The organism is Aquabacterium sp. A7-Y, assembly GCF_026153205.1.
In the GTDB taxonomy this organism is placed as follows: domain Bacteria; phylum Pseudomonadota; class Gammaproteobacteria; order Burkholderiales; family Burkholderiaceae_C; genus Caldimonas.
The window spans coordinates 66,168-77,470 of the sequence record NZ_JAPFBW010000033.1; the positions used below are offsets into that span (position 1 = coordinate 66,168).

10 protein-coding genes and 1 pseudogene are annotated in these 11,303 nt (G+C 67.9%); 6 read left to right on the forward strand and 5 right to left on the reverse strand.

All coding sequences use genetic code 11. The annotated features are described in order from the left end of the window. Window positions 1-71: 71 nt before the first annotated feature. Together OOT46_RS24675 and OOT46_RS24680 are read right to left on the reverse strand one after the other, a co-directional pair. Window positions 72-386 carry a helix-turn-helix domain-containing protein gene (locus tag OOT46_RS24675; RefSeq protein WP_265406286.1) on the reverse strand — a complete coding sequence of 105 codons (315 nt, stop codon included), beginning with the start codon at window positions 384-386 and terminating at the stop codon, window positions 72-74. 138 nt (window positions 387-524) lie between these two features. Continuing rightward, window positions 525-950: a hypothetical protein gene (locus OOT46_RS24680; protein ID WP_265406287.1), complete on the reverse strand. Its 426-nt coding sequence runs from the start codon at window positions 948-950 to the stop codon at window positions 525-527. A 107-nt stretch (window positions 951-1,057) separates the two neighbouring features. Here OOT46_RS24680 and OOT46_RS24685 point away from each other — a divergent pair. Next, window positions 1,058-1,492: pseudogene (locus OOT46_RS24685) on the forward strand (ankyrin repeat domain-containing protein); the annotation flags it as partial. 90 nt (window positions 1,493-1,582) lie between these two features. Here OOT46_RS24685 and OOT46_RS24690 read toward each other — a convergent pair. Then, window positions 1,583-1,690: a PEP-CTERM sorting domain-containing protein gene (locus tag OOT46_RS24690; RefSeq protein WP_265406289.1), complete on the reverse strand. Its 108-nt coding sequence runs from the start codon at window positions 1,688-1,690 to the stop codon at window positions 1,583-1,585. Between OOT46_RS24690 and OOT46_RS24695 the strand changes: the two genes are divergently transcribed. Beyond that, on the forward strand, window positions 1,689-1,943 hold the full coding sequence (locus OOT46_RS24695) for a hypothetical protein (RefSeq protein ID WP_265406290.1): 255 nt from the start codon (window positions 1,689-1,691) through the stop codon (window positions 1,941-1,943). The two genes, OOT46_RS24690 and OOT46_RS24695, sit on opposite strands and share 2 nt — an antisense overlap. Here the strand turns inward: OOT46_RS24695 and OOT46_RS24700 are convergent. Beyond that, the gene (locus OOT46_RS24700) at window positions 1,927-2,307 is read right to left on the reverse strand and encodes a DUF4357 domain-containing protein (protein ID WP_265406291.1); all 381 of its coding nucleotides are present in this window, start codon (window positions 2,305-2,307) and stop codon (window positions 1,927-1,929) included. The genes OOT46_RS24695 and OOT46_RS24700 overlap by 17 nt on opposite strands. 843 nt (window positions 2,308-3,150) lie before the next feature. After that, on the reverse strand, window positions 3,151-3,627 hold the full coding sequence (locus tag OOT46_RS24705; RefSeq protein ID WP_265406292.1) for a hypothetical protein: 477 nt from the start codon (window positions 3,625-3,627) through the stop codon (window positions 3,151-3,153). A gap of 34 nt (window positions 3,628-3,661) precedes the next feature. On the opposite strand from OOT46_RS24705, the gene OOT46_RS24710 reads away from it, so the two are divergent. From OOT46_RS24710 to OOT46_RS24725, 4 genes are all read left to right on the forward strand, one after another. Beyond that, complete coding sequence (locus OOT46_RS24710) at window positions 3,662-5,242, forward strand: hypothetical protein (protein WP_265406293.1); 1,581 nt, start codon at window positions 3,662-3,664, stop codon at window positions 5,240-5,242. Between the two features lie 505 nt (window positions 5,243-5,747). Beyond that, on the forward strand, window positions 5,748-7,397 hold the full coding sequence (locus OOT46_RS24715) for an FAD-dependent oxidoreductase (RefSeq protein ID WP_265406294.1): 1,650 nt from the start codon (window positions 5,748-5,750) through the stop codon (window positions 7,395-7,397). Window positions 7,398-7,804: 407 nt separating this feature from the next. Continuing rightward, window positions 7,805-9,070, forward strand: coding sequence for a flavin-containing monooxygenase (locus OOT46_RS24720; protein ID WP_265406295.1), 1,266 nt, complete (start codon window positions 7,805-7,807; stop codon window positions 9,068-9,070). Continuing rightward, window positions 9,067-11,283, forward strand: coding sequence for a type I polyketide synthase (locus OOT46_RS24725; protein WP_265406296.1), 2,217 nt, complete (start codon window positions 9,067-9,069; stop codon window positions 11,281-11,283). Before OOT46_RS24720 ends, OOT46_RS24725 begins: the two co-directional genes overlap by 4 nt. Window positions 11,284-11,303 lie beyond the last annotated feature (20 nt).

Consider the following 11,303-nt stretch of genomic DNA (forward strand, 5'->3'; position numbering starts at 1 on the left):
CGTCCGCAGGAGCTGCAAAGGACAGTTTGCATCGGCCGACGGACTCGGCCCCTGACGGTCAGCGTCTGGCCCTACTTGTTCTTGGGCGCCCGTCGACCCGTCGTGATTTGCTGCGAGACCGTCGCAATCAGTGCTTCTGCCGGCAGTTCGAGCGCGTCCGCGAGAGCGTAGAGAGTCGGCAAGGTGGGCGAGGACTCGCCACGCTCCACCATGCAGATGAAGTTCAGGTGGAGGCCGGCTCGCAGCGCCAAGTCGGTCTGCGTCAGGCCCCGCTTGCGCCGCTCGGCGCGAAGTACCGCGCCAAAAACCTGCGTGACATCCATGAAGCACCAACAAAAAAAGTGCTTTCGATTCTGTTGTCCGTTGCGGCAGAGCATCCACAACATCCTGGTAATCCGGGACGCGGAAGCCTGTGCGACGGGGAAACGAGCACGAACGCGACGGAGTTGCCGCAGATGGTGCCGAGCCGCCCACTGCACTCCACCCCGCAAGACACTCGATGGCCTACGGACCGGGTGGGCAGCTCAAAGCTCGCTGCACGCCGCCTTGCCGAGTTCCAGTACAGCGCTGTATAGCGCTCGAATGGGTTCGTCTTGGTCTTCGAATCGACCCAGCCAGACCACCGACGCCCTCTGGTGACCTCGCGCGATACGAAGTCCGAAATGCGCACCGCCCAGCATCGGGGTAAACGGGTGCTCACGAAACGAATACGTGATCTGGTCCGTCAGCTCGACCAGCCGCGACATCTGCTCGGGTTCCACCTTGAAGTCGGTATGCGGGAAGTCGGGCAGAAACTCCGGGTAAAGCCCGCGCATCGGAACGCTTTCCAAGGACTGCACGACACCCGTCGGCACCTCATCTTCAAAGCCAGCAGCGTCGATTTCGATCAGGTAGCCGTAGGACCGGTGAGGTAGCAGCCATACTCCGATCTCGATTTCGGGAAGAACCATGGTGCTTTGCGGGAAGTTCGATTCCTGCAATTGTGCAGTGGTCAGCTGAACGATCCTCAGAACTGGGGAAGCGCCCGACGCGCTGTCTATGACATGAGTTCGGTACGACGGCACTGATTCTGGCGTGCGAGCGTGCAGACCTGCCCGTCGTGGAAATGCTTTGCAACCTGGGCGCCGACGTGAACGCCCGCGCAGAAACGGGAGAAACACCTCTGGTGAACCTCATCCGCGCCGCCGGTTTCGGCGGGGCCCGCAGCCCTGTGGCATGCGCACGCCTGTTGCTGACGCGGGGCGCGGACCCCAACCGCTTGGTCTACGACCAGACCAGCGCACTCCACCAGGCCGTCATTCACTCGCAGGTCGACCTGGTTCGACTGCTGCTGGAATTCGGGGCTGACCCCTTCGTTCGGCTCGACGATGGGCCGAACGAGGAAGATGCGTTGGAATTGGCCCGATTCCATCGTCCGCAAGGTGTAGTGCAGGATCGCCAAGCGATTGTCGAACTCCTGCTGGCCAGCGCGCAGACGCGCCGCGGGAACTGAGTCGCTGCATAGTGCCGCGCGCCGCTCGCTCCGCTCACCGCCGCGCTTCGGTCATCACGCCGGAGGTGTTGCCCGCGCTTAGCGGTGGAATCAGATCCGGCTTTCCGGCCCTCGACGCTTCCTCGCACCGACCGCGACGGCGCCGAGGCCGGCCAGAAGCAGGACGTAAGTCCCGGGCTCCGGCACCGGGGCCACCATGACATTCCTCGAACAGGGCAATGTGGGAGGTCATCTGACGGGCGTATGGGTCAGAGCTTCCATAGTGCTCTATCGTGCCGCGGTCGAGGCCGGTGCAGCGGAGCGTGAAGTCGCCGGGAGCCCGATCGACTTTGCTCAACATCCACTCTGGCGTTTCGGCAACTGCCGTTCACGAGCGCGGACGGTGCTGGCCCCGTATACCGAGGGCTGCCTGATGCAGGCCGCCGACTGGCTGGCTACTCCATCGCCGTAGCAGGAACGCCCTTCAGTTCGTGGAGCGTCTGTCCTGCAGCGTTCTTCCACTCCACCCAGCCGTTGATGCTCCGCCCGGCCAGTGCAGCCGCCGCGGCGCTGGGTGAGTCGAAGATGTGATCTTTCGTCAGCACGACTCGGTCCCCTTCAACCTTCAGTACGCCGCTTTCGACAAGCCGATCCCGTCGGCGTCCTCCGGGAGTCCCTTGCAGGGAGGGAACGCTCTCGCGCCGTCCCGTCGAGCCCTGAAGAACGACCAACCCATCTGCAGAGTAGTAACCGCGGCCGTCCGCACCCGAAGCACGACAGAAGAGCAGCTCGGGTTTCTCATCACCTTGCTGGAACGGCACCAAGGGTTCGAACAAGGGGTGTCCCAGCGTCGCGAGCAAGGTTCGGCCTGTCTCGAAGATTGCCTCAGCAGGCGGGATGGACCCGACGCCGTGCCCCACGCGCCGCCTTACTCACGCTTGCAATTTCCGGAAACGCCGACCGGGGCCATCGCCGATGTTTCCCGCAGCGTCGGGCCATCCCGCCGTTCGCACCTGGCATGCCTCTCACCGCACTGTCCCGGCGCCCCGGCCGAAGCCCCCCCTCCATCAACACCGGCCCGATCTCGGCGCGCCGTCCGGCGTGCACCGTCGCGCCACGGCGCCGCCCATGGTGCCGCGCAGCCTGCTCGGCGCGCCGGCCGGCTCGATGTCCTGTTGGAAGGAGATCAGCATGCGCATCCCGTCTTCCCTGCCCACCCGGAGCCAGCCGGACGCCGTCCCGGCCGTCTGCGGTCCGCCACCACCCCGGTCGCCGTCATCGCCGCCCATCTCGCGGTGTGCACGGCCACGGCGGCAGCCGACAACGAATGGACCGGCGCGGCCGACGCGCCGTTCTGGGACCTGCCCGCCAACTGGTCGGCCGGTCTGCCGGTCTCCCCGAGCGAGGGCGTCTCACTGGGCGCCTTCGACACGGTGCTGCGTCAGGGCAGCTTTGCGGCCGCGAGGGCGCGCGGCAGCGGGACGCTGGAGATCCGCGGCGGACGCCTGCAACTCTCCAATGACGGCTCCTCCCTCGGGCAGCTCGTCATGCGAAGCGGCGAGCTGGCGCTGCAAGGCGCCCTGAGCGTCGACCGCCTGCAGGCGAGCGGCGGTACGCTGTACCAGTCGGCCGGCCCGGGCGTGACCGTCCTTGGCGACGCGCGTCTGAGCGGCTCCATTTCAACCTCGGGTGACGGCTACTGGCCGGCCCTGAAACTGCACCTGCTCGGCAGCTCGAACTGGGAAGACGGCGAGTCTTTCATCACATCGCTCGGCTTGCTGCACACCGGAACACGCGGCCACTTTCGTGACCATGCCGACACGGCCGAGCACCAGGCGTTCATCTTCCGATTCCTCAACGAAGGCGTGTACCAGAAGACCGGGGCGGACCGGACATGGCTGAATTTTCCGAATGCTGGCGAGTTCGACAACCGCGGCAGCTTCCGAATGAGCAAAGGCCGGCTGGCCCTCGACTTCGGACCCGGCGGCTCCCACTGGGTCAACACCGGCTCCGTCCACCTCCAGCCAGGCAGCCGCTTCGACATCCTGATGGGTCGTGACGGCAGCGTCTCGCAGAACGGCCGGGTCCAGGTCGAGCGGGACGCCACCTTGGCCATCGACATGTTCTACAGCGTGTCCGGCACCTCGGTGCTGCACGGCTCGGGCCACTGGCAGGTGAGCCCCGGGGGGGGTGCTGCAGCTGAGCCACAGCCGCGATCTGAGCAATCTGCTCACCGGGACGCTGCACAACGACGGCACGGTGACCTTGCGGGACATGGTCCTGCGGATCTCCGACGGCGGGTCTCTGACCGGGACCGGCCGCACCGAGGTGCTCGAGGGTACAGAGCTCACATTCGACCGTTCCGTCATCCTGCCGGGCACCCTGCGCATCGACGAGGACAAGCCGCCCGACAGCTTCGGCCCGCTGCCCGGCACCGTGCGCGTGAAGGGCAGCGTGAGCGTGGGCCAGCTCGAGTGGGGCAGCGGCAAGCTGGAGGTCGATGGCCCGGTCACGGTGAACGGCCTTGCCCACCTGCACCACGGGGTCTCCCGCCCCGACGGGGTGTATGAGAAGACGCTCCTGAGCGACTTCCACTTCAACGGCGGCGCGGTCTGGGCGGGCGACGCCGACCTGGACGGTCCCGGCCGCATCCATCTGGCCGCCGGTACGGTGTTCGTCGATCAGACCGCCCGCGGCGTTCCCGGCGCGGACTCGACCACGGAACGCCCCATCCGCCTGGCGGTGGTCGCTTTCCACAACCACGGCACCTACCTGAAAACCGGCCGTGCCCTGAGCGTGGTGGAAAGCAGCTTCGAGAACCGGGGCACGGTGCGCACCCGCGGTGCCGGCATGCTGCGCTTCACCGGTGCGCTGGACAACCGCGGCAGCCTGGAGGCAGTGGGCGCGCGCCTGGAGGTGCAGGGGCCACTGGCGCAATGGAGCTCCTTCCATCAGCGTCTGCGCGGCGGACGATATCTGATGAAAAACAGGGTCATGGCTCTGAACCTGGGCGTGCAGGAAGACGGCAGCCCTCGGCAGGTGCTCGACAACGGGGGGGAACTGGTGCTCGACGGACCGCAGGCCCGGCTCGTCAACATCGCCAGCGGCCGCGACACCGATGCGCTGGCGCAGCTGCGGGACAACAGCGGACGCTTGCGCCTGCTCGGCGGCGCCCGACTCGTGCTGCCCGGCGACCTGACCAACGCCGGCCTGCTGGAGATCGGCGCCGGCAGCACCCTGACCCTCCCCGGCTGGTACTGGCAGAGCAGCCGCGACGCGGCCACCTGGCTGGGAGGCACCCTCGGGTCCCAGCACTATGAGATCACCGGGGGTCGCTTTGGTGCGGGGCTCGAAGGTGAGGTCGGCCAGGCCCGGCTGCTCGGCGGCGACGTCCATCTGGACGTGAACAGCGTGTTCGAGATCGACGTCGTCTCGCCTGAACTTCTCGACACGATCAGCGCGGCGTCCACCTTCTTGCTGCACGGCGAACTCTGGGTCGACTTCGCGACGCCCGCCCCGCAGCTCGGGAGCTATCGCATCGTGACCGCTCCGTTTGTGGGGGGCTATATCACCGCGCTCGGCAGCAACCTCGATCCCGCGCGCTATCGGGTCGAGGCGATCCTTGCCGAGACCCACCTCGATCTGAGGGTGACTGCCGTGCCCGAGCCACAGGGCTGGGCGCTCCTCACGGCCGGTCTCGCGGCGCTGCTGTATCGGCGCCAAAGGCAGGCGGGGACGGCCGCAACCGGCGCCACGCGCGCCAACCCGTGACCGGAGTGCCTCGGGACCGGAGCGGCATGTCATCTCGCTCGCTTTGAATCCACCGGCCGGCGCTGCGCCGACCATCGACGCAGTGACAAATGCTGGCGATAGGCACCGGTGCAAGGCCGGTGGCTGAACGCGTCGTCAATAAGTATCCGGCCGCAGCCTCTGCGGGAACCCGCCGCCGGACCCAGATGTTCGCTTATTTTCGAATCGGTTCGTTTTGGGCCAATAGAAACCGGAATGTTCGTTTCGAGGGTGAGAGCATCCACTCACCCCTTATCCCCCCAAGCTGCGCACACGAGGGCGATTGCCCGCTTGCCGACCGCCCTTCGCTCTTGCTGGGTGCTGCGCGTTAAGGCGCGCTTCTAAGCGATTTACCTCCACATATGTGTTCGGGTTTTTTCTCATGACCGATATCTTGTGTTCGTTTATTTTCCTTTTTGTTCACGGGAGGCAAGCCTTCGCTCCACCGTGATTCCGAGAATTCGACCTGCCGACCTCCAAGCCGACTATGCAATTGCGTGCGACCCACCTCTCGAAGCTGAAAACGACCCTGTTCGACACCCTCGTGGTCGGAGGCGGCATCAACGGGGCGGTGACGGCCGCAGCGATGTCCAACCGCGGTGCCCGTGTGGCGCTCATCGACTCGCGCGACTTCGCGGCGGTGGCCAGCCAGCATTCGTCCAACCTGGTGTGGGGGGGCATCAAGTACATGGAGTCCTTCGAGTTCGGACTCGTGCGCAAGCTGTGCCGCTCGCGCAACCACCTGATCCGCAGCTATCCGTCCTCCGTGAAGGAGACGCGCTTCTTCACCGCGCACGAAAAGGGCTTCCGGCATTCGCTGTGGAAGCTGTACGCCGGAACCTGGCTGTACTGGCTGATCGGCAACGGGTTCACGCAGGCCCCGAGAAAGATGTCGGTACGCCAGATCGAAGCCGAGGAGCCGGTCGTCGACCTCACGCATTGCGATGGCGGCTTCGAGTACTCCGATGCAATGCTGCTCGACAACGACGCGCGCTTCGTCTTCCAGTTCCTGCGCTCGGCCATGGATGCGGGCTGCATCGCCGCGAACTATGTGGAATCGGAGGGCGCGGTACGCACCGCCGACGGCCTGTGGGCGGTCTCGGTCTGCGACAAGGTGAGCGGCGAGAAGTTCGTCATCCGCGCCAAGACCCTGGTGAACGCGTGCGGCGCGTTCGTCGATGCCCACAACGCGCGCACCGGACAGAAGACGGCGCACCGGCATGTGCTGTCCAAGGGCATCCACCTGATCGTCGATCGTGTCACCGACCACCGTCGGGTGCTGACCTTCTTCGCCGATGACGGCCGGCTGTTCTTCGCGATTCCGATGGGCCACAAGACCTGCATCGGCACCACCGACACCCCGGTGCGCGACCCGCTGCCCCAGGTCGAGGACGCCGACCGCGACTTCGTGCTCGACAACATCAACAAGCGCCTGCGCCTGCGCAAGCCGCTGACGAAGGCGGACATCATCGCGGAGCGCTGCGGCGTCCGGCCGCTGGTGGTGCGCGCTGGCGGGGACGACAAGGCGGACTGGTTCCAGATGTCGCGCAAGCATGTGGTCGAGAGCCATCTGGCCGACAAGCACGTCAGCATCTTCGGCGGCAAGCTGACCGACTGCCTCAACGTCGGCGAAGAGCTGTGCGTCGAACTCGAGAAGATGGGGGTGCACCTGCCGCATCGACATCGTAAGTGGTATGGCGAGCCGGCCGGCGAGGTGCGCGAGGCCTTCTTCCACCAGTGCGCCCTGCTCGATATCGATGCGCTGACCGCGGACCGCGCCCACGAGAAACTCAGCGAGCGGCTGTGGCGGCTCTACGGCGAGCATGCGTTCGCTATCCTCGACGACATCCGCGCCGACCCGAAGGCGGCCCGGATCCTCATCGACGACACCGACTACGTGCGCGGCGAGTTCGCCTATTGCGCCCGACGCGAGATGGTGACCACGCTGGAAGATTTCCTGCGCCGGCGCTCGAAGATCGAGCTGACCGTGCGGCAAAGCGACCTGCGGGCTTCGAGGGGACTCATGGAAGCCTGCCAGATCCTGTTCGGGCCGCAGGCGCAACAGCAGTACGACGACTACTTCGGCGTGAAACCCGCCTCCGAGCCGGGCCGTGCGGCCGTGCCGGCGGCGGCTTAACTTCGACCTGTCGCGGCTTTCATGCCGCGCCATGCGCAGCAGATCCAGAAAAGCTAGAAAAACGGGACCGATGCATCGACATGCGCGGCATCGACGTCACGAGAACAACGAAGAAGAAAAATCACCAGGGGACTTGCGAACCCGGCTTCGATCAAGCCGTTCGCGTCACATCCATGGCCGGGAGCGAGGCTCGCTCCTGGGCCGTCCGCTCGACATCGGTCGATTGAACCGCAATCGGCCCTGATCGAGGGAACCCTGCACTGCAGTGCGCCGGCTGGTCCGGTGCCCTGCCCTCCATGCAGTACCGCAGTACCGTGCAGCCGGCCCGAGGGCTTGTGCTGGACGTGGCCGGCAGCCGACGTTTCGTCGGCGGCGTTCCCTCCATCATTTCGAGATGTCGATACTCCGTGAACTCCTCACACACCGACAGTTCCCGGCTGCCACAGCCGCTGCCTCCCCACGCGCCTGCTTCTGAAGACGCCACGGCGGTGCCGGCCGACGGCCGCTGCCGCGTCGCCATCATCGGGGCCGGGCCGGCCGGCCTCGCGACCGCCGCTTCGCTCGCGCAACGGGGCATCGACAGCGTGCTCTTCGAGAGCTCGCACCATGCCGGCCAGGGCTGGCGCCACCACTATCAGCGCCTGCATCTGCACACCGCGCGCGCGCTGTCCGGCTTGCCCGGCATGGCGATCCCGCGCGAGTCGGGGCGCTGGGTGGCGGCGCAGGACTTCGCCGCGTACCTGGAGCGTTATGCCGAGCATCACCGCTGCCGCATCGCGCTGCAGACGCCCGTCGTCGGCCTTCGACGGCAGCCGCACGGCTGGGAGCTGCGGACCTCCCGGGGCTGCTGGCAGGCCGCTCAGGTGGTGGTCGCGACGGGACTGAACCGCTGTCCCCACGTGCCGGCCTGGCCGGGCCGGGAGTTCTACCGGGGTGAGCTGCTGCATTCGAGCCGTTATCGCACCGCCGAGCCGTTCTGGGGGCGCGACGTGCTGGTGGTCGGCACCGGCAACTCGGGCGCCGAGATTGCGTGCGATCTGGCCGCCGGCGGCGCATCGCGGGTCAGCCTGTCGGTGCGCACGGGTCCCAACGTGCTGCCGCGTTCCATCCTCGGCCTGCCCACGCAGGTGCTCGGCCTGCTGTTTGCGTCGATGCCGACCCGCCTGATGGACCCAATGGTGCGCGTGACGCAATGGCTCACGGTGGGCGACCTGCGCCGCTTCGGCATGCCGCCGCCGCCTCGAGGCCTGTTCAGCCAGGTGCTGCGCGACCGGGCCGCGCCGATCATCGACGTGGGCCTGGTCGAACAGCTCAAGCGACGTCGCGTCGAGGTCGTCGCCGCGGTCGACTCCTTTGACGCCGAGGCGGTACGGCTGGCCGACGGCAAGCGCATTCGGCCCGAGGTCGTCGTCGCCGCCACCGGTTATCGGCCGGGGCTGGAGCCCCTGCTCGGGCACCTCGTCGCGCTGGACGACGACGGCCTGCCCCGGCTGTCGCGCTCGTGCGAGGCCCTCGACGCCCCCGGCCTGTACTTCCCCGGCTATGTCGTTTCTCTCGGCGGCGTCCTGCACGAGATCGCCCGGCAGTCCCGACGGGTCGCCGCATCGATCGCCGCCGCCCCCGACCGCACTCTCACCCCCACAACAACATCGACCACCAAGGAGACAACATGACGCGCGAACCGCTTGCGATTGTCGGCATGGGCTGCCGTTTTCCGGGCAGCTCGGACAGTCCGGAGGCCTACTGGGACATGCTCTTGAAGGGCGTGGACGCGATCCGGGACGTCCCGCTCGACCGCTGGGACGTGCGCAAGTTCTATGACCCGGACCCGCAATCGCCGGGGCGCGCCTACACCCGCCAGGGTGGCTTCCTGAACGAATCGATCTGGGACTTCGATCCCGGATTTTTCGGCATCTCCGCGCGCGAGGCGTCGATCATGGACCCCCAGCAGCGGCTGCTGCTGGAGGTGACCTGGGAGGCGTTCGAGGACGCCGGCCTGGTCCTCGACGAGAGGCTACGCAAGCGGGTCGGGGTGTATGTCGGCGCGTTCTGCTTCGACAATGCGGTGCAGCAGATGAGCCAGCCGAGCCGCGACGCGATCTTCTCGCACAGCGCCACCAGCGCCTCGATGGTGATGCTGTCGAACCGGCTGTCCTATGTGTTCGACCTGCAGGGGCCGAGCTTCACCGTCGACACCGCCTGCTCGTCTTCGCTGGTCGCCACCCACCTCGGCTGCCAGGCCTTGTGGAACGGCGAATGCGACGTTGCGGTGATCGGCGGCGTCAACGTGATGCTGCGCCCCGAGATGACCATCCTGGAGTGCAAGGGCGGCTTCCTGTCGAGCGACGCGCGCTGCCGGACCTTCGATGCCTCGGCGGGTGGTTATGTGCGGGCGGAAGGGGCTGGCGTCGTCGTCGTGCGGCCGCTGTCGGCGGCGCTGGCGGCCGGTGACCGCATCGTCGCGCTGATCCGCGGCACCGGCATCAACCAGGACGGTCGCACGTCGGGGATCACGGTGCCGAACGGCGAGGCGCAGGAGGCGCTGATCGCCGAGGTCTGCGCCACAGCGGGCGTGGCCCCGGCCGAGATCGGCTATGTCGAAGCGCACGGCACCGGCACCCAGGTCGGCGACCCGATCGAAGCCCAGGCGCTCGGCCACGCGATCGGACAACGGCAGGCCGACGGCAGCCCCGTCTGGGTCGGCTCGGTGAAGACCAACATGGGCCACCTGGAGGCCGCGGCAGGTGTCGCCGGCCTGATGAAGACGGCGCTGTGCCTGTACCACCAGCAGCTGCCGCCGCACCTGCACCTGCAGACGCCGAACCCCAAGATCGACTTCGATGCGCTCGGCCTGCGGGTGCCGCGGGCGGTGGAGCCGCTCTCGCCGCAGCAGGGCCGCTACGCCGCGGTCAACTCGTTCGGCTATGGCGGCACCAACGCCCACGTGATCCTGGAGCGGGCACCCGACATGCAGGCGCTCCCCCGGCCCGCCGCTGCCGCCGGCCCCTGCCTGGTGCCGCTGTCGGCACGCACCGACGCGGCCTTGGCACAGCTGGCCGGCCGCGTCGCCGAACGGCTGCGCCGACAGCCTGATCTGACACTGCCTGCGCTCGGCCATGCGCTCGCCGTGCGGCGCGCGCATCACGACCATCGCGCGGTGGTGATCGCCCAGGACCGTGACGAACTGCTGGCCCGGCTCGACGCACTGGGGCAAGGCGGGCGCGAGCCGGCGCTGCGCAGCGGCCGCGCACCGGGCGAGCGCAAGCTGGCCTGGGTCTACACCGGCATGGGCGCGCAGTGGTGGGGCATGGGCCGGTCGCTGTTCAGCGCCTCGCCGGTGTTCCGCGACGCGATCGCCGCCTGCGATGCCGCCTGGCAGCGCGCCGGCGGCGACGGCCTGCGGGCGTTGTTCGATCCGGCGGCCGGCATGGCGCTGCCGCTCGGCGAGCCCATGCCTGAGCCGCGCGACGCCCAGCCGGCCAACCTCGCGCTGCAGGTCGGCGTGACAACGGTGCTGCGCTCGCTGGGCCTGGAGGCCGACGCGATCGTCGGCCACAGCGTCGGCGAGATCGGCGCGGCCTGGGCCGCGGGCGCGCTGACCCTGGACGACGCGTTCCGGCTCACCTTCCACCGCTGCCGCCTGCAGCAGACGCAGCTCGGGCTCGGCGGCATGCTGGCGCTGCCGATGTCCCCGGCCGCGGCGCGCGAGCAGATCCTGGCGCTCGCTCCCGAGGTGGAGAGTCGCTGCCTTCAACGACGCCGAGACGGTCACCGTCGCGGGCGGTCGAAGGCCTGCAGCGCATCGCTGCCTGGGCCGCGGCACGGCGACTCAACGGCCAGACTGCTCGCGCGTCGGCGTCGCCTACCGCAACCCGCCGACACGTGACGCGACGTCGCGACGACGTT